We start from the raw sequence: 23117 nt of genomic DNA, 5'->3' as shown, positions 1-23117 counted from the left end.
CGTATGGTGTGTGGCCCGCCGGCGGTCTCAGCCGTGGGCGAGCAGTGTCTCGACGGTGCGCTTGAGCCGGGTCCCGTCGATGCGGTGCTTGGAGTGCTTGCGGCCGTTGAGCAGCACGACGGGGATGTCCCATTCGTGCTGGGCGAGGAGGTCGGCGTCGGTTTCGATGTCGACGGTGGTGACCGTGACGTCGCCTGCGGCGATGTGCTCGCCGAGGGTGTCCTCGATGACGTCCATGGCGGTGACGCACAGCCCGCATCCGGGGCGGGTGAGGAACGTCAGCTCGACGCTCATCCGGTCATCCTCCTCGCTGTCGGCCTGCGTGCCGGGGCCTTATCAGCACGAAACCCCGCCGCACGAAACGACGGGGACGCACGCAGCCGCTTACTTCTTGTTGCGGCGCTGGTGGCGGGTCTTGCGCAGAAGCTTCCGGTGCTTCTTCTTCGACATCCGCTTGCGGCGCTTCTTGATGACTGAGCCCATAGATAAATCCTCACGGGTAGGCGATCGGGGCGAACACTGATCGTTCGCCTGTCAGACGTAACCGCTTAATTCTATCGTTGCCTGGAGCTATTCCAAAACTGCGCACTCGAGTCAAGGAGGCCGCCTGCGCGGCGGGTCGGATGTCAGTCGAAGTGGGCGTCGAGGCCGTAGAAGGGAAAGATGTTCTTCCGTGTCGACATGACTGTGCGGTCGAGGTCGGATTCAGGATCGTAGCCGTTGGCCCACGGGTCGAAGGTGCCGTCGTGGCCGTCGGTCATCATATGCGGGGCAGTGATGCGGGTGACGTCCTCGACGTAGGTCCGCCAGCGCTCCGGCAGCGCGGTGGCGGGGTCGATGTCGGCTCCAGCCGCGATCGCGACGAGGTTCGTCCAGGCGCGCGGCACCACTTCGACGAGCGCATATCCGCCGCCGCCGGTGGCCAGCCACTTGCCGTTGGCGTAATCGTCGGCAAGGTCGCGCACCCACTGAGTGGCCACCCGCATCGCATCGACGCTGAGCCGCAGGTGGGTGAGCGGGTCGGCGGAGTGACCGTCGCAGCCGTGCTGGCTGACGATGACCTGCGGGTCGAATTCGCGGATGACGGCCGGGACGACGGCGTCGAGGGCGCGCAGCCAGTCGTGGTCGTCGGTGCGCGGGGGCAGGGCGATGTTGACCGCTGAGGCGGCGGCGTCGAGTCCGCCGATGTCGTTGGCGAAGCCGGTACCGGGGAACAGGAAGCGGCCGTTCTCGTGCACGGAGATCGTCATAACCCGCGGGTCGTCCCAGTAGAAGCGCTCGGTGCCGTCACCGTGGTGGGCGTCGAGGTCGATGTAGCAGACCCGCTCATAGCCGTGGTCGAGGAAATGCTGGATGGCGGCGGCGAGGTCGTTGTAGATGCAGAATCCGGCGGCCCTGCCCGGCATCGCATGGTGCATCCCGCCGCAGAAGTTCACCGCCCGCTCATAGCGTCCCGAGGTGATGGCGCGGGCGGCTTCGAGACTGCCTTGGAAGATCCGTCCGGAGGCTTCGTGGATCCTGTCGAAGCGGGGCACGTCATCGGTGCCGACTCCGAAGGTCTGCGCAACGTCAGGGGCGATGTCCGTGGTCGTCTCGGCGCGTTTGACTGCGTCGATGAAGTCCTGGGTGTGCAGGGCTGCGAGCGCGTCCTCGTCGACGCCGCCGACGCCGGAGATGTGGATGCGAGGGTGGTCGAAGAGACCGAATTCGGTCGCGAGCTTCGCGGTCAGGTCGAGGCGCAGCGGGTTCATCGGATGGGTCGGTCCGAAGTTGTACTGCGTGAAGGATTCGTCCCAGATGACGAAGACTTCTGTCTCTCGCTTGGCCATGGCCACACTCTACTGGTTCGGTGTGAGCTGCGGAACAGCGCCCCGCCACAGCCGCCATACGCCTGCCCGCCAGCGCCGCGGCAGCCGCGCCGCCCCCGGCTACACTGATGCTGTGGCTCATCAGCGACCGAAGACGACCTTCACCGACCGGGTGTTCCACCCGGGGCGGCGGCTGCGCGACGTCCTCGACGAGGTCGCCGAGGCCTCGCCGGCACGGCTGGCGATCGCCTCGTTCGTCATCGCGATCGCGATCTTCACGGTGCTGCTGTCGCTGCCGGTCGCCCACGCCGACACGTCCGACTACTCGTTCGCCAACAGCCTGTTCGTCGCTGTGTCCACCGTCTGCGTCACCGGCCTGACCCCGGTCGTGACCGAGGAGTACTGGTCGACGTTCGGCCACTGGGTGATGGTCGCGGCGATGCAGGTCGGCGGCCTCGGCATCCTGACACTGGCGTCGCTGCTCGGGATGGCGGTGTCGAAACGGCTGGGCGTGCGTCAGCGGCTCATCGCCGCACAGGCGACGAACACCTTCCAGATCGGCCAGGTCGGCACGCTGCTGCGCGCAGTGCTCATCACGATCTTCGCCGTCGAAGCTGTCATCATGGCCCTGCTCACCCCCCGCTTCCTCATCCGCGGCGAGACGCTGGGCGAAGCGCTGTGGCACGGCCTGTTCTATGCCGTGACCTCCTTCAACAACGCCGGGTTCACGCTGCACACCGGGGGCATCGAGTACTTCGCCGACGATCCGTGGATCCTCATGGTGCTCATGGTCTCGATGCTCATCGGCTCGCTCGGCTTCCCGGTGGTGCTCATGGTCGCGATCACGTGGAATCGCCCGCGCGGCTGGGACCTGCACACGAAGCTGACGCTGGCGACCACCGGACTGCTGCTGCTCGTGTCCTTCGTGCTGCTGTACATCTTCGAATCCGGCAACGAGAAGACGATCGGCGGGTTGAGCCTGGGCGATTCGATCACCAACACCCTGTTCATGGCTGCGATGCCGCGGTCTGGGGGCATGGCCTCGATCGACGTCACCCAGATGTACGGCACCAGCCATCTGCTCATCGACGTCCTCATGTTCATCGGCGGCGGCTCGTCCTCGACCGCCGGCGGTATCAAGGTCACGACGATCTCGGTGCTCGTCCTCGCCGCGCTCGCCGAGGCGCGCGGGCTCAGGGACGTCACCGTCTTCCACCGGCGCATCGACCCGGCAGCGGTGCGCGTGGCGATCTCGATCACGCTCGCCGGCGCCGCTCTCGTCTTCGTCGGCACCCTGCTGATGCTGCACATCACGCGGCTGCCGCTCGACGCTGTCATCTTCGATGTCATCTCCGCCTTCGCCACCTGCGGGCTGTCCTCCGGGGTGACGGAGAAGTCCCCTGATGCCGGTCTGTACGTCCTCAGTGCTCTCATGTTCCTCGGCCGGCTCGGTACGATTACCTTGGCGGCCTCGCTGTCCGCCAGACACCAGCAACGTCTGTTCCGCTATCCGGAGGAGAGGCCGATCATTGGCTAAGCAGTCGGGAAAACCCGCGAACGATGCGATCCTCGTCATCGGCCTCGGCCGCTTCGGCGCTTCGACGGCTGAGAACCTCATCAGGCTCGGCCGCGAGGTGATGGCTGTCGAGCGAAATGCGGAGATGGTCCAGGAGTGGTCCGGCCGGCTCACCCACGTCGTCGAGGCGGATGCGACGAACATCGAAGCGCTGCGCCAGCTGGGTGTCCAGGACTTCTCGACCGCGGTCGTCGGCATCGGCACCTCAATCGAGGCAAGTGTGCTCTCGACGGCCAACCTCGTCGACCTCGGCATCGACCAGGTGTGGGCGAAGGCGATCTCGAACTCCCACGGCAAGATCCTGCGCCGCATCGGCGCTGAGCATGTGCTGTTTCCCGAATCCGAGGCCGGAGCGCGCGTGGCCCACCTCGTGTCCTCGCAGATGCTCGACTACATCGAGTTCGACGACGGCCACTTCGCGGTTGTCAAGATGCGCCCGCCGAAGGAGGTGCAGGGCTTCACGCTCGCCGAATCCGGCATCCGCGACACCTACGGCGTCACCGTCGTCGGCATCAAGAGCCCCGGCCGGGACTTCACCTACGCGGAGCCGTCCTCCCGCGTCGGCAGCCAGGATGTCCTCATCGTCGCCGGTCACGTCGAGCTGCTCGGCCGCTTCGCCGGCCGCCCCTGAACCCCACGCGCTGAGCCCGGCGGTCTCAGCTTCCTGACACTGCCCCCGCCGCGGCCGCAGGCATGCTTGGATGAGGATGCTCGGCCCCCAGCGGGCCGCTGCCCCCAGCGGGTCGCTGTGGGGACCCGTGTCGACTGCCGGAGGTGTGATGGTGCCTGTGCCGCCTGAGCCCAGCCGCCTGCGCGCGCTGCTGCCGCGCGCCTCACTGCTGCCCAATGCCGCGGACTACCGGCGGCTGCCGCAGACGTGGCGGCGGGATCTGCTCGCCGGTCTCACCGTCGGCATCGTCGCGCTGCCGTTGGCACTGGCATTCGCGATCTCCTCAGGGCTCAGCGCCGAGGCCGGCCTCGTCACGGCGATCGTCGCCGGTCTCATCGCCGCGGTCTTCGGCGGTTCGCATGTGCAGGTGTCCGGGCCGACCGGTGCGATGGTCGTCGTGCTCGCCCCGATCGCCGCTGCCCACGGTCCTGCCGCGATCCCGGTCGTCGCCCTCATGGCCGGTGTCCTCGTCGTTTTCGCCGGGCTGCTGCGGCTGGGCCGTAGCGTCGCGTTCATCCCGTTTCCCGTCATCGAGGGCTTCACGCTCGGGATTGCGACGATCATCTTCTTCCAGCAGATCCCGGCTGCCCTCGGCAGTGACACCGGGCAGTCCCGCAACGCCGTCGTCCATGCCGTGCAGGCCGCTGCCGGGGCCAGCTGGCCGCAGCTCGGCTGGACGCTGGGCACCGTGGGACTTGTCATCGGCATCATGCTGCTGGCCCCGCTCATCCACCCGCAGCTGCCCGGCTCGATCATCGGGATCATCGTTGCCGCGCTGCTCGCCGCCTGGCTCGATGCTCCGCTCGAGCGAATCGGCGCCCTGCCCGAGACGCTGCCGCTGCCGCATCTGCCGGCCTTCGATCTTCACCTCATCGCCGCCCTGTCCGGTCCGGCGCTCACGGTCGCAGCACTGGCGGCGATCGAGTCGCTGCTCTCGGCCCGCGTCGCGTCGACACTCAGCCCGGTCGGGCACTACAACGGCGACCGGGAGCTCGTCGGCCAAGGGCTGGCGTCGATCGGCGCCGGGTTCTTCGGCGGCATGCCAGCCACCGGTGCGATCGCGCGCACGGCCGTCAACATCCGATCCGGTGCACAGACGCGACTGGCGGCCATCGTCCACGCCCTCGTGCTCATCGGCGTGGTGCTCTTCGCCGCCCGCTTCGTCTCCCAGATCCCGCTCGCCGCGCTGGCCGGGGTGCTGCTGCTGACGGCGGTGCGGATGGTGAATGTGCCTGTGGCCGCCGAGGTGTGCCGCGCCTCGCGTGCCGATGCGCTCGTCTTCTGGCTCACCGCGCTCATCACCGTGTCCTTCGATCTCATCATCGCGGTCGGCATCGGCATCGTCGCCACCGCGTTCTTCGCGCTGCGCACCCTGTCGGCGCAGTCGACGACGACGCGGGAGGAGCTGCCGGGCACGGCGCAGCCCGGCGATGAACGCATCGCCCTGTTCCGGCTCGACGGAGCGCTGTTCTTCGGTGTCGGCGACCGGCTGCTGACCGAGCTGGCCGATATCGAGGACGTTTCGGTCGTCATCCTCCGGATGTCGCAGATCCGGATGCTCGACTCGACCGGCGCTCGGGTCATCACCGAACTCGTCACCACACTCGAGCGCCGCGGCATCACGGTGCTCGTCAAGGGCATCCAGGCCCGCCATGAGCGGCTGGCCCGCACCGGCGGGCTGTCAGCGGCTCTGCGGCACCCCAAGCACCTCTTCGACGACCTCAATGCCGCAGTCGCGCACGCGCGCAGCCACATCGAGCGGGAGGGTCGCGCCGGCTGACCGGCTCGCCGGCTCAGTGCTCGCCGGCTCAGTACTCGTCGGCTCAGTACTCGTCGGCCATCTCGATGGCCCGCTGCCCGGCAGCCTGGGCCGCGCGTTCGACGAGGCCGGTGAATCCGGCGTCCTGGAAGGTCGTGATCGCCGCGTGGGTCGTCCCGCCGGTGCTCGTCACCGCGGTGCGCAGCGCTTCAGGGTCCGGGTGCTTCGCCAGCAGCCGGCCGGCGCCCTCAGCGGTGCGCACCACCATGCCGGCAGCGGTCTCCTCGTCGAGTCCCATCGCCACGCCGGCCTTGACCATCTCCTCGGCGAGCAGGAAGAAGTAGGCGACTCCCGAACCGGAGATCCCGGTCATCGCCGGGATCAGGTCTTCGTCAAGGGGCACGACATCACCGGCACCCGACAGCAGCTGCCGCAGGGTCTCGACCCTGTCCGGGCTGACCGCCTCAGCCGGGGACAGTGAGATGACCCCGCAGCCGATCTGGCAGGGCGTGTTCGGCATGATCCGCACCACCGCCTCGCGCCCGGAGGCGGCTGCCAGCTGGTCGAGGGTGACGCCTGCGGCCATCGACACGAGGATCGCGTCGGCTGCCATCGCAGCACCCACCTCGGCGGCGGTGTCCTTGACCATCCACGGTTTGACGCCGAGGAGAACGCAGTCCGCCTCGGCGGCAGCGCTGCGATTGGCATCGGGATCGTCATCAAGGGCCAGGGCGCGGACCCCGTGCTCGCGTTCGAGCCTGCGGGCGCTGTCGGCGGACTTCGTCGTCGCGATGGTCTCAGCCGGGTCGCAGCCACCGGCGATCACTCCTGCCAGCAGGGCGGTGCCCATCGATCCGGTGCCGATGAATGCCAGTGTCATGACGTCCTCCTGTCGGTTCGGTTCAGTCGCGCAGGCCGAGGTGGCGCTTGGCGAACTCGAGCGATTCGATGAGCATCTCCTCGCGCTTGCGGGAGCTGGTGGTGAAGCGGGTGTTGACCTCGACGACGACGTCGCCGGACCAGTTCTCCTTGGCCAGGTACTGCAGCACCTCGGCGACGGGCATGTGGCCGCGACCGGGCACGAGGTGTTCGTCCTTGAGCGATCCGACCCCGTCGGTCAGGTGGATGTGGTGGAGCCGGCCGAACAGCTCCTGGACCGCTTCGAGTGCGTTCATCCCGGCGGTCGCGGCGTGTGAGAAGTCGAAGGTGACGGCGTCGTAGTCGTAGCCGATCGGGTTCCAGTCGGGCAGGTAGACCTGGACTTCGCGGATGCCGGCCCGCCACGGGTACATGTTCTCCACGGCCAGGGTGATGCCGGTCTCCTCGCTGATCTCGCGCACTCCGGTGACGAAGTTGCGGGCGTAGTCGCCCTGCCAGCGGAACGGCGGGTGGAGGACGACTGAGCGGGCGCCGACCTCGGCGGCGATCCGGCAGGTGATGCGCAGCTTCTCCCAGTGATCACTCGTCATCACCCGCGGCATGAACAGCAGGGTCGGGGCGTGCAGCGAGAGCACGGGCAGGCCGGTGCGCTGCACTTCGGAGCGGATGAAGTCGACGTCCTGGGTCTCGGCGCTGTTGGTGATCATGATCTCGACGCCCTCGTAGCCGAGGCGGGCGGCGGTGTCGAAGCAGGTGGTGACCGTCATCGGATAGACCGAGGAGGTCGACAGGCCCAGCCGGATCGGGTGGTCGGAGACGTGTCTGACGCCGAACTCGTAGACCGGGACGCGTTCGAAGAACTCGCGGTGGCGGCGGGAGTTCGCGCGCGCGGAGTTCGGCGTCGTCAGCGCCTTGCGGAACGTCCGTCGGGGTCGCGATGCTCTCGGTGTCACACCGAACAGTCTAGTACGCGGCCTACAGGTCGAGGGCGAGCGGGCGGCCGCGCGGAATGGACACGGACTCCGAGGAGTCGAGCAGGTCCAGCTTGCGCATGATGATGCCCTCGCGCAGCGCCCAGGGGCTGATCTTCATCGATTCGATGCCGAAGATCGTGAACGCGACATCCGCGACGATCGCGCCGGCGAGCACCTGCCCGGAGCGGGCCGCGGAGACGCCGGGCAGCTCGGCGCGCTGTGCGGGAGTGCGCGAGAGCAGCGTGTCGATGATGCCGGGCATGTCCTTGCGCTGCAGCTTGCGCGGCACATAGATGCCGTCGCCGCTCGGCGCGGCACCGGCGATGCGGGCCAGGGACCGGAAGGTCTTCGACGAGCCGACGATCTTCTCCGGCTTGCCGACGCGGTTGACGTCACCGGCGATCCGGCCGATCTCCTTGCGCGCGAGGTGGCGCAGGGCGGCGATGTCGTCCTCGCTGGGCTGGTCGGCGGAGAGGAACCGGCTGTGCATGCGCCCAGCACCCAGCGGCAGGGAGAGCGCGATGTCGGGGTATTCGTCGGTGCCGGCAGCGATCTCCAGTGAGCCGCCGCCGATGTCGAGGAGCAGGATGTTGCCGGCTGACCAGCCGAACCAGCGGCGGGCGGCGAGGAAGGTGATGCGGGCTTCCTCCTCCCCGCTCATGACGTTGAGGGTGAGCCCGGATTCCCTGTGGATCCGTTCGATCGTCTCATCGCCGTTGGGTGCGCTGCGGATCGCCGAGGTGGCAAAGGCGAGGATCTGCTCGGAGCCCTGCTCTTCGGCGATGGTGATCGACTCCTTGCAGAAGTCGACGAGGCGCTGCTGGCCGTACGAGGTGATCGATCCGTCGTCTTTGAGGTGCTCGGCTAGGCGCAGCACCTCTTTATGCGAGGTGGCCGGCATCGGCGGGGCACCGACGTGGGCATCCACGACGAGGAGGTGGATGCTGTTGGATCCGATATCGAGAACTGCAAGGCGCACGGGTTCATCCTACAGTCACATGGCCCTCGGCTCATCCGGTGTCCGTCGCACAAGGCGACCTGCCCATCTGCGCAGGCGGGTTCCGCCTCGGGCACGGGGCACCGGAGCCGGAACCGGTGCCGCCGGCCGCCCGCTGGCCCGGATGTGGGCGGCGCGGGCGGCCGGGTCGATGCGGATGCTCAGGGCACCGCGCGGCGCAGGGTGAGGTAGGACAGGCCGGCGAGGACGGCGGTCAGCAGCGCAAGCCAGCCGGTCAGCTGCAGGGAGCCGGCGGTGGCGAACCAGGCGATGACCTCACCCCAGGCTTCGCGGCGGGAGATGACGAGCAGCGCAGCGGCGAGAGCGAGACCAAGGCTGCCGAGGACGGCGACGAGCACCGTCATCCCCCACCGCTTGAACACGGTCGCACCCCAGAAGCCGAGGACGAAGGCCATGAGCGTGAAGACGAAGAACGTCAGCCACGCACTCCACCAGCCCGATTCCCACACCCACGGCAGGTAGGCGACGAAGCCGTTGATGCCGTATCCGTCGGTGACCTGTTCGATGACGCCCTGGATGACGAGCGCCGTGGCCAGCACGGCGGAGGTGACAGCCGCCGCTGCCAGGCTGCCGAGGTAGAACTCCCAGCGGGCCAGGCCCACCGATTGGGAGAACGGGAAGGTCAGGGTCATCGCGGACACGCCGACGAAGAGGAACGACCACATCGGCGCTTGGCTCGCCCCGCCGTACTTGGGCCCGGATTCGGGGATGATCGCGTAGATGACGAGGGACAGCGCAATGGCGAAGCCGAAGACCATGAGCGGCACCCACAGGAACGGCTGCCGGTTGACGAACTGCAGGCGGATGACATTGACGATGCGCTCGGTCTGGCTCATGACAGCGCTCCTTCCATGCTGGAGGGGGTCAGCTCGGGGCCGGTCGCCGTGGCGGCGGCCGCAGTGCGGTGGACGATCGACTCCTGCAGCCCGACTGGTTCGAGGCGCACGCCGGACTGGGCGGCCATGTCCGACTCGGACTCATTGGGAATGCCGTGGAAGACGAGCGCGCCGGCACTGCCCATGGTCCTGCGCTGGAGCACCCGGTGGCCGCGGGCGAGCCGGTCGAGTGCGGCGGTGGGTCCTGAGGCGCGTGTGACGGCCGAGGTGGCCTCTTCGACGGTCTCGTCCATGATGATGCGGCCGGCATCGATGACGAGGACGCGCTCGATGAGGTTGGCGATCTCGTCGATGAGGTGCGAGGACATGAGGATCGTGCGGGGGTGCTCGGCGTAGTCGGCGATGAGGCGGTCGTAGAAGATCCGCCGCGCCACGGCGTCGAGTCCGAGGTAGGGCTCGTCGAAGAAGGTGATCTCGGCCCGCGAGCACAGCCCGATGATGACGCCGACAGCCGAGAGCTGGCCGCGCGAGAGCTTCTTGACCTTCGTTTTCAGCGGCAGCCGGAAGTCGGCCACGAGGCGCTCGGCGAAGTCGTGGTCCCAGCCGGGGTAGAAGAGGCTGGCTGCGCGCAGCGCCTGGGCGGCGGTCATCGATTCGGGGTACTTCTGGTTCTCGCGCACGAAGCACATCCGGCCGAGCACGCGCGGGTTCTCATAGGGGTTCTCGCAGAAGACGCGCACTGTGCCCGAGGTGGCGAAGAGCTGGCCGGTGAGGATCGCCATGGTCGTCGACTTGCCGGCGCCGTTGCGGCCGAGGAAGCCGTAGATGGCGCCGGGTTCCAGGTCGAAGCTCACGCCGTCGAGCGCATTGCCCGACGGGTAGGTCTTGACGAGGTCGCGGACGCTGACGACGGGGTTCATGCCTGGGCTCCGACCGACGTTGCGCGGTCCTTGACCATGGCGATGACCTCACCGGCGTTGAGCCCGATGGTGGCGGCTTCGACCATCAGCGGCTCAACGTAGCGCTCGGCGAAGACTGCGCGGCGTTCGGCCCGCAGCTTCTCGCGGGCGCCGGCGGTGACGAACATGCCGATCCCCCGCTTTTTGGTCAGCAGGCCCTTGTCGGCGAGCACCGTCAGCCCTTTGGCGGCGGTGGCCGGGTTGACGCGGTAGAAGGCGGCGAGCTCGTTCGTCGACGGAGCCCGGGACTCCTCAGCCAGTGAGCCGTCAACGATGGTGTTCTCGATGTTCTCTGCGATCTGCAGGAACAGCGCGCGGCCTTCTTCGATCATCGATCTTCCTCATTGGTTAGCTACTCAACTAGTAGACCATTCAACGCGAGGAGATACAAGAACGCCCCCGCACGGATGCGGGGGCGTCGGCCGGGACTGGAGAATCGCCTCGGGAGCGGGTCAGTCCTGCCAGTCCTGGCGGGTGAACGAGAAGTCGGGCCGGCGCTTGGCGAAGAACGCTTCCTGCCCTTCGACGATCTCGGTGGCATACGCCTCAGCCAGCCACGAACCGTCAGAGACGTCGGGCACCTCGCCTGAGAGGATTCGCTTGGCCCCGGTCTGGGACAGCGGCGAGCGGCTGGCGATCGTCGCAGCGATCTCCCGGGCCGTCTCCAGCGGGTGGTCGGAGACGGTGTGGATGAAGCCGAGGTTGACGGCCTGGTCGAAGTCGATGATCTCGGCGGTGAGCAGGAAGTACTTCGCCCATGCATCGCCGATGATCGCCGCCAGCCGCTTGGTGGGCCCCGGCGGGTAGACGAGGCCGAGCTTCGCGGCTGTCACCCCGTAGATGGTGCCGGGTGCTGCCACCCGCACATCGCAGGCAGCCGCAAGCTCGGTGCCGCCGCCCACACAATTGCCCTCGATCGCGGCGATGGTGGGAATCGAGACCGAGGCGAGTGCCGCCTCGGCCGCGGAGTTCGTCTCCCAGAAGTCCGCCAACGGCACATTGAGGTCATGGATGTCGGAGCCTGCCGAGAAGTGCCCGCCAGCACCCGTGAGGATGAGGACGTCGATCTCCTCAGCAGCATCGATGGCCGCAAGGATCCCCGGCAGGGCCTTCCACATCCGGCGGGAGAGGGCGTTGCGCTTCTCGGGCCGATCGAGGACGAGGGTCCCGACTCCACCGGTGACGGTGAAGCCGAAACCCTCGATGCTCTCGATGGGCCGGCGCAGCTGGTCCAGCACGCTCATGTCAGCCGCGGTCTGCCGGGACTTCGCGCTGCTCTTCGCCGCTGTAGGCCGAGAGCGGGCGGATGAGTGCGTTATTGGCCTGCTGCTCCATGATGTGGGCAGTCCAGCCGGTGATGCGGGCCATCACGAAGATCGGCGTGAACTGCTCGGTGTCGAAGCCCATGAGGTGGTAGGCCGGTCCCGACGGGTAGTCGAGGTTGGGGTAGATGCCCTTGCGGGACACGAAGTCCTCTTCGAAGGCGTTGTAGAGGGCGAGCAGGTCGTCTGCTCCCTTGGCCTGGACCATGTCCTCGAAGGCGGCGCGCATGGTGGGCACGCGCGAGTCGCCGTTCTTGTAGACGCGGTGTCCGAAGCCCATGATCTTCTGCTTGTTGGCCAGGGCGTTGTCGATCCATGCCGAGGCCTTGTCGGCGGTGCCGACCTCTTCGAGCATCGCCATGACGGCCTCGTTGGCGCCGCCGTGCAGCGGTCCCTTGAGTGCACCGACAGCACCGGCGACGGCCGAGTACAGGTCGGACGTCGTCGAGGTGATGACGCGGGCGGTGAACGTCGAAGCGTTGAAGGAGTGCTCGGCGTAGAGGATCATCGAGATGTCGAAGCAGCGCACGACCTCTTCGGCCGGGACTTCGTCGAAGACCATTTTGAAGAAGTTCGCGGCGTAGGACAGGTCGGTCGTCGGGGCGACCGGGTCGAGGCCGTGGCGGCGGCGGTGATCGATGGCGACGATCGTCGGCAGCTGTGCGTAGAGACGCTCGGACTTGGCGCGGTTGGCCTCCTCGCCTTCGACGTCTGCCTCCGGGTCGACGGCGCCGAGGTAGGCGACGGCGGTTTGCACGACGTGCATCGGGTGGCAGTCCTTCGGCAGGCCGAGGATGAGGTCGACGAGCTTGTCATCGACCTGGCGCTGGGAGCGCTCACGCTCGGTGAACTCGGCCAGCTGGTCCTTGGTCGGCAGCTCACCGTTCCAGATGAGGTAGGCGACCTCCTCGAAGGTGCAGTTGGCGGCCAGCTCCTGGACGGGGTAACCGCGGTAGGTCAGCGAGTTGGTCTCCTGGACGACCTTGGAGACAGCCGTGGTGTCGACGACGACGCCTGCCAGGCCCTTCTTGATGTCGTTCTCGGTCACTGGTGACCCTCCTGTGAGAAGTTGAAGATGTCTGCATCGAAGTCGTTGTACGCACCGTAGTCGATGGTCTCGTACAGGTCGGCACGCGTCTGCATGCCCTCGACGATGCTTTCCTGGGTGCCTTCGGCGCGGATCGTCTCGAGTCCGCGCTTGATGGCGCCCATCGCGATGCGCAGCGTCGTCACCGGGTAGATGACGAGCCGCACGCCGGCACCGGCGAGCTGTTCGGTGGTGAACAGTTCGCTCTTGCCGAATTCGGTCATATTGGCCAGGATCGGGACGTCCACCGCCGAGGCGAAGGTCTCGAATTCTGACAGGTCCCGCATGGCCTCGGGGAAGATGAGGTCCGCGCCGGCGTCGGCGTAGGCCTTCGCCCGGTCGATCGCGGCATCAAGGCCCTCTCCGGCGCGGGCGTCGGTGCGGGCGCAGATGACGAAGTTCTCATCTCGGCGGCCCTTGACGGCCGCGGAGATCCGCTTGACCATCTCGGAGGTGCTCACGACCTCCTTGCCGTCGAGGTGGCCGCAGCGCTTGGGGTTGACCTGGTCCTCCAGGTGCATGCCCGCCAGGCCTGCGTCCTCGAACTCCTGGACGGTGCGGGCGACGTTCATCGCCTCGCCCCAGCCGGTGTCGGCGTCGATGAAGGTCGGCAGGTTCGTCACCCGCGAGATGTTGCGGCCGTGGGCGACGACCTCGGTCAGCGTCGTGAGCCCGATGTCGGGCAGGCCCTGCGCTGCGGAGAACGCACCGCCGGAGATGTAGACGCCTTCGAAGCCGAGCTGCTCGATGATCTGGGCGTTGATCGGGTTGATCGCGCCCGGGAACTGGACGATCTCGCTGCCGGCGAGCAGTTCGCGGAACCGCTTGCGGCGCTGAGCTGCTGGTGTTGTGGCGCCGAGCATCAGAAGATTCCCTTCGATCCGGTGTGCTCGAGGCCCTCGACGACGAAGGACAGTTCGCGGACCTCATCGGCAGACAGCTCCGGCAGGCGCTGGACGAGGTCGAGGAAGCGGTCCTGCTCCTCGTCGGCGATGATGCCCTTGGCCAGGGTGCGGAACTTCTCGACGTAGTCCTCGCGGACGAACGGGCGCGCACCATTCGGGTGGGCGTCGGCGACGGCGATCTCGTCGACCATCGTCGAGCCGTCCTCGAACTCGATCTCAACGCGGCCGCCGAAGGCCATCTCGTCGGGGTCGGTCGAGTGGTAGCGGCGGGTCCACTCGGGATCTTCGGTGGTCTCGATCTTGTGCCACAGCGCGACGGTCTCGGGACGGGCGGCGCGCTCGGGAGCGTAGGAGTCCTCGTGGTGCCAGCCCTGGTCCTCCATGGCGACGGCGAAGATGTACATGATCGAGTGGTCCAGCGTCTCGCGGGAGGCCTTCGGGTCCATCTTCTGAGGGTCGTTGGCGCCGGTGCCGATGACGTTGTGGGTGTGGTGCGAGGTGTGGATGACGATCTTCTTGATCTTGGTCAGATCGTCGATCTCCTTGCCCATCTTGCGGGCGAGGTCGATGAGCGCCTGGGCCTGGTACTCAGCCGAGTGCTCCTTGGTGTAGGTGTCGAGGATCGCGCGCTTGGCTTCGCCCTTCTCGGGCAGCGGCACGGTGTAGCGGGCCTCGGGGCCGGAGAGGATCCAGGCGATGAAGCCGTCCTCGCCTTCGTAGATCGGGCTCGGGGCGCCTTCGCCGCGCATCGCGCGGTCGACGGCCTCGACGGCCATCTTGGCGGCGAATGCCGGTGCGTGGGCCTTCCACGAGGAGATCTCGCCCTTGCGGGACTGGCGGGTGGCGGTGGTGACGTGCAGTGCCTGCTGCACGGCCTGGAAGGTCACCTCGGTCGGCAGGTGCAGCATCGCACCGATGCCGGCTGCGGCAGAGGGGCCGAGGTGGGCGACGTGGTCGATCTTGTGCTCGTGCAGGCAGATGCCCTTGACGAGGTCGACCTGGATCTCGTAGCCGGTGGCGATGCCGTTGACGAGGTCCTTGCCGTCGATGCCGAGGTGCTGGGCGACAGCGAGGATGGCCGGGATGTTGTCACCGGGGTGCGAGTAGTCCTTGGCGAGGAAGGTGTCGTGGAAGTCGAGCTCGCGCACGGCCACGCCGTTGGCCCAGGCGGCCCATTCCGGGGAGACGGTGTCGTCGAGCGGCTGGCCGAACACGGTGGCGCCGGGCTTGGACTTGTGCGGCAGCGCCTGCTCGCGGGCGTGGGTCGGTGCGTCACGGCGGACCGAGGCGGCGGCGACGGCGGCGTTGTCGATGATGCGGTTGATGACCATGTCGGTCACGTCGGCTTCGACGGCGACGGGATCGGATGCGACTTCTGCGATCTTCCAGGCCAGCTGATCTTCGCGGGGGAGGTTTTCCGAGCTCTTATACGTGCGGACTTCATGGTTGATCATGGAGATTCTCCTTATCTCGACGTCGGCAGCCGAGGTGTCGGCGACGCTGACCGTCAGGGCCCGAGGTGTTCGCGGGCTGCATTCAACTGTATGAGCGGCGCGGGCTGAGCGCCACGCCACACTTTATCTTGATATCAAGATAAAACATGAGCAGGGGCAGCACAAACGCCGTACGTTCTCTAGGATGCCACGCGCACATATGGCCTCGCTCACCGGGTCCCGTCCCAGCTGCGCGGCCAGCCCGCTGGCCTGCGCTGATGCCCTGCCGGTTCAGTCCTCTGCCGGCTGTCCGGTGCCCTGGATGATCGAGACGAGGGTGATGAGCGACAGCCGGGCTCCCGGATGCGCCCGGAGCTTGCTGTCTCCGGCGTCGATGAGCACGCCGCCGGAGCGCCAGTCGCCGAGGATCCGCAGCAGGGTCTCAGACGTGCCGGCGAGCACGACATGGGCGAAGCTCTCCCCGGAGATCGTCTCCGGGGCGTAGCCGAGGAGCCGGAAGAACTCGGCGGTGTGGGCCTTGAGCCGCTCGTCGGTCTCGAGCACAGCGTGGATCTGCTCGGATTCGGGCAGGCTCACCCGCCCGCCGGCACCGAGGTACATCGCCAGGGTCGAGAACAGCGGGATATCGAGGTCACCGGCGCCGGTGACCTGGGTGTTGACCTGCTGCCAGTGGTTCGCCGCGGCGAGCGCCCAGACGCTGAGCCAGCGGGCGAGCGCCCCGGCCTGCTCGTCACTGGGCTCGATCGCACGGCCGGCAGCCACCGCCTCGGCGACGGGGCCGAACAGCTCGGGCAGGCCGACGGTCACCGACTCAGACCCGGCCTGTTCGAGCATGCCGGTCAGCAGCAGCGTCGCCCAGGCCCGCTCGGTCAGCGGCAGCTCAGCCAGCGTCTTGGCGCCACCGGCCTCTTCGAGTCCGGCGAGTTCGGCGACAGCGGCGAGCTCCTCACCGCTCAGCTCGCCGGTCTCGGCGGCCGGGCGCTGCGCGTTCGGACCGGAGGCGACCCAGTGCCAGATCCGCAGCGCGGCGGCCACGACCGACACCTCGGCGATCTGGGCGGCGTCGACAGCCTGCGATTCGGGCTGGTCGATCTGGTCCTCGGCGTCCAGGAGGCCGAAGAGGGTCATGGCGATCGGGTGGTAGTGGGCGCTGATCTCGTCGGCGAGATGCTGGTCGGCGCCGGTGGGCTGCTCGTTCATGTCATCGCTCATGCCCCGAACCTATCGCAGCCCCGGCGGTTCACGCTTCCCGCTCCTGCGGACATGCGCCTGGAGTCTGGCCTGACCAGAGCCCGTGTGGAACCATGGGACTATGACACGCACCGCTTTGGCTTTCGATGAGAACTGGCTCGAACCCGATGAGCTGGCCCGGCTGCGCAGACGCCTGCCGATGGCCTACATCAATGCGGTGCCGGTGCTGCTTGACGACCACGGTGTGCCGGAGAAGGTCGGGCTGCTGCTGCGCACCGGCGATGACGGCTCGCTCGTGCGCGAGGTGATCGGCGGGCGGGTGCGCTTCCACGAGACCCTGTGGGCGGCGCTCATGCGCCATGCCGAGAAGGACCTCGGGCCGCTGGCGTTTCCGTCGCTGCCGAGCTCGCTCAACCCGTTCCACGTCGCCGAGTACTTCCCGACCGAAGGTGCCTCCAAGCTCCACGATCCGCGCCAGCATGCGATCGCCCTGTGCTACATCCTGCCGGTGCAGGGTGAGTGCACACCGCGCCAGGATGCGCTCAGCCTCGACTGGCTGACCCCGGACGAAGCACTGCGCGAGGACATCGTGGCGGAGATGAACCACGGACAGGAGCACATCGTCAAAGCCGCCCTGGCGTACATGGGTCTGCTACCGTAGACGCGACGACAGGGGAGCGCTCATGAGGAGCGCTGAGAGTGCACAGTTGCAGACCCTCGAACCTGACGCGGTTCATACCGCCGGAGGAAGTCGAGTCTCTTCACCCCTCCTTGCCTGATTGAAGGAGGATTTGCGATGTCTGACGTCCAGACCCGCCACACCCATCACGAACCCAACAACATGCCTGCCGGAGTTCCGGCGACGATGCGCTGGAGGGTCGTCGACATTGTCGTCGCCTCCGTGCTCGCCGTCGCGATCGGCATCGTGTTCTGGGCCTGGTCGAACTCCTGGGAGACGATCAGCGCCCCGTTCCAGGCCCTCTACCCGCCGACGAAGGGACTGCTGACCGGCGTGTGGGTGCTCGGCGGCGTGCTCGGCGGGCTCATCATCCGCAAGCCCGGTGCAGCGCTGTACGTCGAGGTGCTCGCTGCGATTGTCTCGGCGGTGCCGGGCAACTACTTCGGGCTCATGGTCATCGTCTCCGGGCTCATCCAGGGCTTCGGCGCTGAGATCATCTTCGCCTCGCTACGCTACCGCCGCTACACCTTCATCGCCACGCTGTTCGCCGGCCTGGGTGCCGGGCTGTCGCTGGCGATCGGCGAGAACATCCTCTACAACGCCGCCTGGACGTTTGAGCACAAGGCGCTCTACACCGCCTTCGCCGGCATCTCCGGCATGGTGCTCGCCGGCCTCGTCTCGTGGTTCGCGCTCAAGGCGATCGCCCGCACCGGTGCGCTGGGCGCCTTCGCGTCCGGACGCAGCGCGCGAGAAGTCTGATGGCCGCCGCGACCCGCGGCGTCGACGTCCTCGCCCGCGGCTTCGGCTGGCGGCACTCCGGGCGCAAGCGCGCCGCTGTCAGCGACATCGACCTGCGCATCGAGGCCGGTGAGCGCGTCCTGCTGCTCGGCTCCTCAGGGGCTGGGAAGTCGACGCTGCTGCATGCGATCGCAGGAGTCCTGCCGGCCGAGTCCGGGTACCGGACCGGCGAGCTGCTCGTCGGCGGCCGCCCACCGGATCCCACCTCGGGCACCACCGGGCTCGTCCTGCAGGACCCGGACGCGCAGGTGGTGCTCGCCCGGCTCGGCGACGATGTGTGCTTCGGGATGGAGAACACCGGCGTCGACCCGGCCGCGATGCCCGCCCGCGCCCGCAAGGCGCTGTCCACCGTCGGCCTCGATCTGCCGTGGGATCATCCGACGTCGGCGCTGTCCGGCGGGCAGAAGCAGCGCCTTGCTCTGGCCGGCGTGCTCGCCATGGCTCCCGGGCTCATGGTGCTCGACGAGCCGACGGCCAACATCGATCCGGCCGCCGTTCCCGAGGTGTGCCAGGCGGTTCTCGACGCGCAGGCCGCCTCTGGTGCGACCCTGCTCATCGTCGAACACCGGGTCGACATCTGGGCCGATCACGTCGACCGGATCATCGTGCTCGGCGAGTCCGGGCTGGTCGCCGACGGTGCGCCCGATGCGGTGCTGCACGACCCGGCGTTGCGCGGCACCCTGGCTGGCGCTGGGGTCTGGCTGCCTGGTGCCGCACTCCCCCAGCCGCGCGTCCCGCGGCCGGCGGGTGCGGTGCTGCTGGAGGCCGAGAAGCTCGCCGTCGCCCGCTCCCGCCGTGGCCCGGTCGCCGTCAGTGACCTCAGCGTCGACCTCGCCGAAGGCCAGGCGCTCGCACTCGTCGGGCACAACGGAGCTGGCAAGTCGACGACCGCGCTCACCCTCGGCGGCCTGCTGCCTGCCCGTGCTGGGAGGGTACGGGCCACGCCGCGGCTGCTCGACCTCGGGCGCGGGGCGCCCCGCCGCGACGACCCGCACCGGTGGCCGGCGGCTGACCTCGTCGCCCGGATCGGCACGGTGTTCCAGGAGCCGGAGCATCAGTTCCTCACGACCACGGTCGCCGATGAGCTGCGGCTGGGTCCGCGCCAGGCCGGTTGTGCCCAGGCCGAAACCGAGGCGCGGGTGGCCGAGCTGCTCGAACGCCTGCGGCTGACCCGGCTGGCGCATGCGCATCCGCACACGCTCTCCGGTGGGGAGAAGCGGCGGCTGTCGGTGGCGTGCATGATGGCGACCCGCCCGCCGGTGCTCATCATCGACGAACCGACCTTCGGCCAGGATGCGAACACGTGGCGGGAGCTCGCGGCGCTCAGCTGCGAGCTGCTCGATGCTGGGACCGCGCTGCTGACCGTCAGCCATGATGCGGAGTTCCTCCAGGCGATCGCCGCTGAGCGGATGCTCTTCGGCCGCGGACAGGCGGTGCGCGCATGAACGCCTACCTCCTCGTCCCCGTCGTCCGGGAGACCCCGCTCGTGCGCTGCAATCCAGTCGCCAAGCTCGCCGCCGGTGCAGTGCTCGCCATCGCGGTCGTGCTCAGCATCGACGTCGTCTCCGCCGCGGTCATGCTCGGACTCGTCATCCTCATGCTGCCGCTCACCGGCCTCGACCTGGCCGTGCTCGTCAAGCGGCTGTGGTTCCTGCCGCTGGCCGCGCTCATGGCCGGCTGGGGCACCGCGCTGCTGTCGCAGAAGACCGGCACCGTCATCGTCGATGCCGGCCCTCTGCTGCTCACCAGCGACTCGCTGACGATGGGTGCTGCGGTGGCGCTGCGCGCGCTCGCGCTCGCGCTGCCGGCGGTCATGCTCATCGCGACGATCGACCCGACCGACCTGGCCGACAGCCTCATCCAGCACCTGCGGCTGCCGGCGACCTTCGTGCTCGCGGCACTCGCCGCCGCCCGGCTCGTGACCCTGTTCATCGCCGAATGGCAGACGCTTGCGCAGGCGCGCCGGGCCCGAGGTGTGGCCGGCGGGAACGTGTTCGCCCGGATCGGCGGGTTCTTCCAGACCTCGTTCGCACTGCTCGTGCAGGCGATCCGGCGCGGCACCCGGCTGGCGATGGCGATGGAGGGCCGCGGCTTCGGTGCGCAGAACCGCACGTGGGCGCGGGGCTCGACATTCCATCCCCGCGACGGAGCCCTCGTCGCCGGTGCGATCATCGCCGCTGCCGTCACGATCGGTGCGGCGGTGGCGGCTGGGACCTGGAACTTCATCTTCACGATCGGGTCGTGACACCCGCCGTGTTCAGGCCCGGACGGAGACGCAGACGAGGAAGTCGCTGTCGGCTGCGAACGGCTGCAGCGTCCAGGTCGCGAAGCGGTGCTCGATGCGCAGGCCGGCCTGCGTGAGGTCGTCGGCGTATTCGTCGAAGTCGTAGCCGCGGCCGGCGCCGAAACCGGTGATGAGCCGCCCGCCGGGGGCGAGCACGGAGGCGAGGTTGGCGATGACGGCTGAGCGGGAGGCGGGGTCGAGGAAGGTCATGACGTTGCCGGCGCTGGCGGCGATGTCGAAGCCGTCGCCGAGCTGCTCGGGGCCGGTCTCGGCGAGGTCGCCGACGTGCCATTCGCCTGCCGGACAGGTCTCGCGCGCCTCGCTGATGAGCACCTCGTCGAGGTCGATGCCGACGATGCTGTGGCCGCGCTCAGCCAGGTATGCTCCGACTCGGCCGGTGCCGCAGCCGGCGTCGAGGATGCGGCTTCCGCGTTCGGCCATCGCGTCGATGAGCCGGGCCTCGCCGTCGAGGTCGTGGCCGGCGGCGGCGAGGCTGCGCCAGCGCTCGGCGTAGCGGTGCGAGTGCTCGGGATCCTTGGCGATCATCTGCGCCCACTGGTGCTGGTAGCTCATGGGCTCATCGTATCCCCGCGCCCGAGGCGAAGACCTCGGTGAGCACATCGGTGACGGCGGTGATGTCGGGCCGGTCGGCCTGCTCCTCCCGGCTGATGACGACGATGTGCCGGCCGCCTGCCTCGGTGCCGTCGACCAGCTGCAGCCCGCCCGGGGCGAGCGCCATCATGACCGGGGTGCCGAGCGTGTAGCCGAGCCCTGAGTGCACCATCGCCAGGGCCACGGAGGTGTCAGTGATGATGTGGGTCTCGCGGGCGGCGAACCCGAGGCCTGCGATCGCGAAGCGGACCGCCCGGCCCTGCAGCGACCGGCTCGGCGGCAGAATCCACGTGCCACCGGCAAGCTCCTCATGCGACGGCGCCTGCCCGGCAGGGGCGACGACGGAGAACTCCTCGCTGTGCACGCGCTTGACCCGCAACCCGCGCTGCGGGGCAATCGGAGCGGCCGGATAATCGATGCCGATGCCGACGTCGATGCGGCCGGCGAGCACCGCCTCGGGCATGTGCTCGACATCGATCTCACGGGCCTGCACGCCCGAGCCGGTCAACCGGCTGGCCGCGGCGGCGAAGGCGACGACCGAAGCCGAGCCGAACACCCCCAGGGTCACCGCGCCGACGCGACCGAAGTCCTGACCGCGCACCGCCTCGGCGGCCTGCTCCTCAGCGGCGATGACCGCCCGCGCACGCTCGAGCAGGGTGCGGCCGGCCTCGGTGAGGGTGAAGCCGCGACCGGCGGCGACGAGCAGATCGGCGCCGATGACCCGGCGCAGGGTCGCCATGTGCTGGCTCACCGCCCCGGGCGTGTAACCGAGCGCGCGGGCGGCCGCGCTCATGGTGCCGAGCTCGGCGACGGCGACGAAGGCGCGCAGCTGCACGAGCGTCCAGTTCATCGCCATCGGCACTCCCCCGTTCTGCCACATTCTCCATCGGCCGCACCGGCCGCCTTTCAGTAATACTAAACGCTGCATTCACAGTTCATCGCTGTCAGGACGTTGCCTGGAGCCGGTTGGCTGGCGGAAGATGACAGCACACGCAGTTGTGAGACCCGACACAGTCGTCGGGCCTGTGCTCCCGGCGCAGACTGGCGGACCCACACGGTCCCGGCAGGCCGCGCCGGCCTGAAGAGGAGGAGGTTCATCATGACTGTTCCCCTGCCCCCGAGTGCTTCGATCGTCATCATCGGCGGCGGCATCATGGGCGTGGCAGCCGCATACTACCTGGCCGAGGCGGGAGTCGAGGACATCGTCGTCATCGAACGCGGCCAGCTCGGCTCCGGATCGACGTGCAAAGCCGCCGGCGGCCTGCGCACTCAGTTCTCCGACGAGACCAACATCATGCTCGGCGCCCGCAGCCTGGAGACATTCCGCCGGTTCGAGACCGACTTCGACACCGACCTCGATCTCGTCACCAGCGGCTACCTGTTCCTGCTCGACAACGACGCTGATGCTGCAGCGTTCGAGCGCAACGTCGAGCTGCAGCGCTCCCTCGGCCAGTCCTCGCGGATGCTCACCGTCTCCGAAGCCCACGAGCTCTCCCCGGTGATCTCCACCTCGGGCCTGGTGGCAGCGGCCTTCAACCCCGAGGACGCCCACTGCACGCCCGAGGCGGCGGTCAGCGGGTTCGCGTGCGCGGCGCGCAAGCGCGGGGTGACGTTCGTGCAGAACTGCGAGGTCACCGACATCGTCACCACCGGCGACGAGATCCACGGGGTGACGACGTCGAAGGGCGAGATCGCCACCTCGCACGTGGTGTGCGCCGCCGGCGCATGGTCGCAGCGGATCGGCGAGATGGCCGGCGTCGATCTGCCGGTCACCCCGCTGCGCCGGCACGTCGCGGTGACCGAGCCGGTCGACTTCGATGCAACGAAGCTGCCGTTCACCATCGACTTCACCACCTCGTTCTACTTCCACTCCGAGTGCCGCGGACTGCTCATGGGCGCCCCGGAGGTCGACGACGTCCGCGACTTCAATCTGCACACCGACCCCGCCTGGCTCGACCGGCTCGCCGAGCTCATCGAGCACCGCGCGCCGGCCCTCGGCGACGTCGGAATCGGCAAGGGCTGGGCCGGCCTGTACGAGTGCACCCCCGATCACAACGCGCTCATCGGCACCGCCGCCCAGCTGCCCGGATTCATCTACGCGACCGGGTTCTCCGGCCACGGGTTCCTGCAGGGCCCGGCCGTCGGCGAGGTCGTGCGCGACCTCTACCTCGGCCGCGAACCGTTCGTCGACGTCAGCGGCCTGAGCGTCGAGCGGTTCGACCGCAAGGAGCTGCGCGTCGAGATGAACGTCGTATAAGCCAGCGATCTGCGACACACTGAAGACACCCCCACAAGAGAAGGAGCAT

The 23117-nt window shown here is 68.4% G+C and carries 24 protein-coding genes and 1 riboswitch; of the genes, 8 read left to right on the top strand and 16 right to left on the bottom strand.

Features of this window, described 5'->3' with window-relative positions; translation table 11 throughout:
* Positions 1–27 precede the first annotated feature (27 nt).
* The 3 genes from HLA91_RS01475 to HLA91_RS01465 all read right to left on the bottom strand — a co-directional run bounded on the left by HLA91_RS01475 (position 28) and on the right by HLA91_RS01465 (position 1829).
* Positions 28–294 carry a glutaredoxin family protein gene (locus HLA91_RS01475; RefSeq protein WP_170273237.1) on the bottom strand — a complete coding sequence of 89 codons (267 nt, stop codon included), beginning with the start codon at positions 292–294 and terminating at the stop codon, positions 28–30.
* A 90-nt stretch (positions 295–384) separates the two neighbouring features.
* Positions 385–483: a 30S ribosomal protein bS22 gene (locus HLA91_RS01470; protein WP_005504750.1), complete on the bottom strand. Its 99-nt coding sequence runs from the start codon at positions 481–483 to the stop codon at positions 385–387.
* Between the two features lie 143 nt (positions 484–626).
* The gene (locus HLA91_RS01465) at positions 627–1829 is read right to left on the bottom strand and encodes an acetoin utilization protein AcuC (protein WP_170273236.1); all 1203 of its coding nucleotides are present in this window, start codon (positions 1827–1829) and stop codon (positions 627–629) included.
* A gap of 112 nt (positions 1830–1941) precedes the next feature.
* On the opposite strand from HLA91_RS01465, the gene HLA91_RS13725 reads away from it, so the two are divergent.
* From HLA91_RS13725 to HLA91_RS01455, 3 genes are all read left to right on the top strand, one after another.
* A complete protein-coding gene (locus HLA91_RS13725) occupies positions 1942–3345 on the top strand; it encodes a TrkH family potassium uptake protein (RefSeq protein WP_338076806.1) in 1404 nt (467 codons plus the stop codon).
* Positions 3338–4015: a potassium channel family protein gene (locus HLA91_RS01460; RefSeq protein ID WP_239557132.1), complete on the top strand. Its 678-nt coding sequence runs from the start codon at positions 3338–3340 to the stop codon at positions 4013–4015. The genes HLA91_RS13725 and HLA91_RS01460 overlap by 8 nt, the downstream gene beginning before the upstream one ends.
* A 148-nt stretch (positions 4016–4163) precedes the next feature.
* Positions 4164–5834 (top strand): SulP family inorganic anion transporter, encoded by a 1671-nt coding sequence (locus HLA91_RS01455; RefSeq protein WP_170273235.1) that lies wholly within the window; start codon positions 4164–4166, stop codon positions 5832–5834.
* A gap of 43 nt (positions 5835–5877) precedes the next feature.
* On the opposite strand, the gene proC is transcribed toward HLA91_RS01455, so the two are convergent.
* The 11 genes from proC to HLA91_RS01400 all read right to left on the bottom strand — a co-directional run bounded on the left by proC (position 5878) and on the right by HLA91_RS01400 (position 16459).
* Positions 5878–6693 (bottom strand): pyrroline-5-carboxylate reductase, encoded by an 816-nt coding sequence (gene proC / locus HLA91_RS01450; RefSeq protein ID WP_170273234.1) that lies wholly within the window; start codon positions 6691–6693, stop codon positions 5878–5880.
* A 22-nt stretch (positions 6694–6715) separates the two neighbouring features.
* Entirely contained in the window at positions 6716–7645 is a 930-nt protein-coding gene (locus tag HLA91_RS01445; RefSeq protein WP_170273233.1) for a TIM barrel protein, read from the bottom strand.
* 22 nt (positions 7646–7667) lie between these two features.
* Positions 7668–8645, bottom strand: a complete 978-nt coding sequence (locus HLA91_RS01440) for a Ppx/GppA phosphatase family protein (protein ID WP_170273232.1) — start codon at positions 8643–8645, stop codon at positions 7668–7670.
* A 179-nt stretch (positions 8646–8824) separates the two neighbouring features.
* The gene (locus HLA91_RS01435) at positions 8825–9520 is read right to left on the bottom strand and encodes a hypothetical protein (RefSeq protein WP_170273231.1); all 696 of its coding nucleotides are present in this window, start codon (positions 9518–9520) and stop codon (positions 8825–8827) included.
* Positions 9517–10440 carry an ABC transporter ATP-binding protein gene (locus HLA91_RS01430; protein WP_170273230.1) on the bottom strand — a complete coding sequence of 308 codons (924 nt, stop codon included), beginning with the start codon at positions 10438–10440 and terminating at the stop codon, positions 9517–9519. The genes HLA91_RS01435 and HLA91_RS01430 overlap by 4 nt, the downstream gene beginning before the upstream one ends.
* The gene (locus HLA91_RS01425) at positions 10437–10811 is read right to left on the bottom strand and encodes a GntR family transcriptional regulator (RefSeq protein ID WP_102161342.1); all 375 of its coding nucleotides are present in this window, start codon (positions 10809–10811) and stop codon (positions 10437–10439) included. Before HLA91_RS01425 ends, HLA91_RS01430 begins: the two co-directional genes overlap by 4 nt.
* Positions 10812–10931: 120 nt before the next feature.
* Entirely contained in the window at positions 10932–11723 is a 792-nt protein-coding gene (locus tag HLA91_RS01420) for an enoyl-CoA hydratase/isomerase family protein (protein WP_170273229.1), read from the bottom strand.
* Position 11724: 1 nt separating this feature from the next.
* On the bottom strand, positions 11725–12849 hold the full coding sequence (locus HLA91_RS01415; protein WP_170273228.1) for a bifunctional 2-methylcitrate synthase/citrate synthase: 1125 nt from the start codon (positions 12847–12849) through the stop codon (positions 11725–11727).
* Positions 12846–13751, bottom strand: a complete 906-nt coding sequence (prpB, locus tag HLA91_RS01410; RefSeq protein ID WP_170273227.1) for a methylisocitrate lyase — start codon at positions 13749–13751, stop codon at positions 12846–12848. Before prpB ends, HLA91_RS01415 begins: the two co-directional genes overlap by 4 nt.
* Positions 13751–15247 carry an MmgE/PrpD family protein gene (locus HLA91_RS01405; RefSeq protein ID WP_170273226.1) on the bottom strand — a complete coding sequence of 499 codons (1497 nt, stop codon included), beginning with the start codon at positions 15245–15247 and terminating at the stop codon, positions 13751–13753. The genes prpB and HLA91_RS01405 overlap by 1 nt, the downstream gene beginning before the upstream one ends.
* 270 nt (positions 15248–15517) lie before the next feature.
* Positions 15518–16459: a hypothetical protein gene (locus HLA91_RS01400; RefSeq protein WP_170273225.1), complete on the bottom strand. Its 942-nt coding sequence runs from the start codon at positions 16457–16459 to the stop codon at positions 15518–15520.
* A 100-nt stretch (positions 16460–16559) separates the two neighbouring features.
* Between HLA91_RS01400 and HLA91_RS01395 the strand changes: the two genes are divergently transcribed.
* From HLA91_RS01395 to HLA91_RS01380, 4 genes are all read left to right on the top strand, one after another.
* The gene (locus tag HLA91_RS01395) at positions 16560–17099 is read left to right on the top strand and encodes a DUF4916 domain-containing protein (protein WP_170273224.1); all 540 of its coding nucleotides are present in this window, start codon (positions 16560–16562) and stop codon (positions 17097–17099) included.
* A riboswitch (TPP riboswitch) is annotated at positions 17100–17205 on the top strand.
* Positions 17206–17234: 29 nt separating this feature from the next.
* Positions 17235–17876 carry an ECF transporter S component gene (locus tag HLA91_RS01390; protein WP_239557131.1) on the top strand — a complete coding sequence of 214 codons (642 nt, stop codon included), beginning with the start codon at positions 17235–17237 and terminating at the stop codon, positions 17874–17876.
* Positions 17876–19360 carry an ABC transporter ATP-binding protein gene (locus HLA91_RS01385; protein WP_170273223.1) on the top strand — a complete coding sequence of 495 codons (1485 nt, stop codon included), beginning with the start codon at positions 17876–17878 and terminating at the stop codon, positions 19358–19360. Before HLA91_RS01390 ends, HLA91_RS01385 begins: the two co-directional genes overlap by 1 nt.
* Positions 19357–20160: an energy-coupling factor transporter transmembrane component T family protein gene (locus tag HLA91_RS01380; RefSeq protein ID WP_170273222.1), complete on the top strand. Its 804-nt coding sequence runs from the start codon at positions 19357–19359 to the stop codon at positions 20158–20160. Before HLA91_RS01385 ends, HLA91_RS01380 begins: the two co-directional genes overlap by 4 nt.
* 12 nt (positions 20161–20172) lie before the next feature.
* Here HLA91_RS01380 and HLA91_RS01375 read toward each other — a convergent pair whose 3' ends face one another.
* Both HLA91_RS01375 and HLA91_RS01370 read right to left on the bottom strand, forming a co-directional pair.
* Positions 20173–20772: a class I SAM-dependent DNA methyltransferase gene (locus tag HLA91_RS01375; protein ID WP_170273221.1), complete on the bottom strand. Its 600-nt coding sequence runs from the start codon at positions 20770–20772 to the stop codon at positions 20173–20175.
* Between the two features lie 4 nt (positions 20773–20776).
* A complete protein-coding gene (locus HLA91_RS01370; protein WP_239557130.1) occupies positions 20777–21667 on the bottom strand; it encodes a LysR family transcriptional regulator in 891 nt (296 codons plus the stop codon).
* A 243-nt stretch (positions 21668–21910) separates the two neighbouring features.
* Between HLA91_RS01370 and HLA91_RS01365 the strand changes: the two genes are divergently transcribed.
* On the top strand, positions 21911–23068 hold the full coding sequence (locus HLA91_RS01365; RefSeq protein WP_170273220.1) for an NAD(P)/FAD-dependent oxidoreductase: 1158 nt from the start codon (positions 21911–21913) through the stop codon (positions 23066–23068).
* Positions 23069–23117 lie beyond the last annotated feature (49 nt).

Source organism: Brevibacterium luteolum (genome assembly GCF_013004595.1).
GTDB lineage: Bacteria > Actinomycetota > Actinomycetes > Actinomycetales > Brevibacteriaceae > Brevibacterium > Brevibacterium luteolum.
Note: the sequence above shows the minus strand (reverse complement) of the source record. Positions and strands in the feature narration are given on the sequence as shown.

Excerpts from the sequence above, each read along its gene's own strand:
- HLA91_RS01375 (WP_170273221.1), bottom strand. The coding sequence starts at position 20,772 with ATGAGCTACCAGCACCAGTGGGCGCAGATGATCGCCAAGGATCCCGAG.
- HLA91_RS01420 (WP_170273229.1), bottom strand. The coding sequence starts at position 11,723 with ATGAGCGTGCTGGACCAGCTGCGCCGGCCCATCGAGAGCATCGAGGGT.
- HLA91_RS01425 (WP_102161342.1), bottom strand. The coding sequence starts at position 10,811 with ATGATCGAAGAAGGCCGCGCGCTGTTCCTGCAGATCGCAGAGAACATC.
- HLA91_RS01455 (WP_170273235.1), top strand. The coding sequence starts at position 4,164 with ATGGTGCCTGTGCCGCCTGAGCCCAGCCGCCTGCGCGCGCTGCTGCCG.
- HLA91_RS01430 (WP_170273230.1), bottom strand. The coding sequence starts at position 10,440 with ATGAACCCCGTCGTCAGCGTCCGCGACCTCGTCAAGACCTACCCGTCG.
- HLA91_RS01405 (WP_170273226.1), bottom strand. The coding sequence starts at position 15,247 with ATGATCAACCATGAAGTCCGCACGTATAAGAGCTCGGAAAACCTCCCC.
- HLA91_RS01390 (WP_239557131.1), top strand. The coding sequence starts at position 17,235 with ATGTCTGACGTCCAGACCCGCCACACCCATCACGAACCCAACAACATG.
- HLA91_RS01385 (WP_170273223.1), top strand. The coding sequence starts at position 17,876 with ATGGCCGCCGCGACCCGCGGCGTCGACGTCCTCGCCCGCGGCTTCGGC.
- HLA91_RS01395 (WP_170273224.1), top strand. The coding sequence starts at position 16,560 with ATGACACGCACCGCTTTGGCTTTCGATGAGAACTGGCTCGAACCCGAT.
- HLA91_RS01475 (WP_170273237.1), bottom strand. The coding sequence starts at position 294 with ATGAGCGTCGAGCTGACGTTCCTCACCCGCCCCGGATGCGGGCTGTGC.
- proC (WP_170273234.1), bottom strand. The coding sequence starts at position 6,693 with ATGACACTGGCATTCATCGGCACCGGATCGATGGGCACCGCCCTGCTG.
- HLA91_RS01365 (WP_170273220.1), top strand. The coding sequence starts at position 21,911 with ATGACTGTTCCCCTGCCCCCGAGTGCTTCGATCGTCATCATCGGCGGC.
- HLA91_RS01435 (WP_170273231.1), bottom strand. The coding sequence starts at position 9,520 with ATGAGCCAGACCGAGCGCATCGTCAATGTCATCCGCCTGCAGTTCGTC.
- HLA91_RS01370 (WP_239557130.1), bottom strand. The coding sequence starts at position 21,667 with ATGGCGATGAACTGGACGCTCGTGCAGCTGCGCGCCTTCGTCGCCGTC.
- HLA91_RS01380 (WP_170273222.1), top strand. The coding sequence starts at position 19,357 with ATGAACGCCTACCTCCTCGTCCCCGTCGTCCGGGAGACCCCGCTCGTG.
- prpB (WP_170273227.1), bottom strand. The coding sequence starts at position 13,751 with ATGCTCGGCGCCACAACACCAGCAGCTCAGCGCCGCAAGCGGTTCCGC.
- HLA91_RS01400 (WP_170273225.1), bottom strand. The coding sequence starts at position 16,459 with ATGAGCGATGACATGAACGAGCAGCCCACCGGCGCCGACCAGCATCTC.
- HLA91_RS01470 (WP_005504750.1), bottom strand. The coding sequence starts at position 483 with ATGGGCTCAGTCATCAAGAAGCGCCGCAAGCGGATGTCGAAGAAGAAG.
- HLA91_RS01465 (WP_170273236.1), bottom strand. The coding sequence starts at position 1,829 with ATGGCCAAGCGAGAGACAGAAGTCTTCGTCATCTGGGACGAATCCTTC.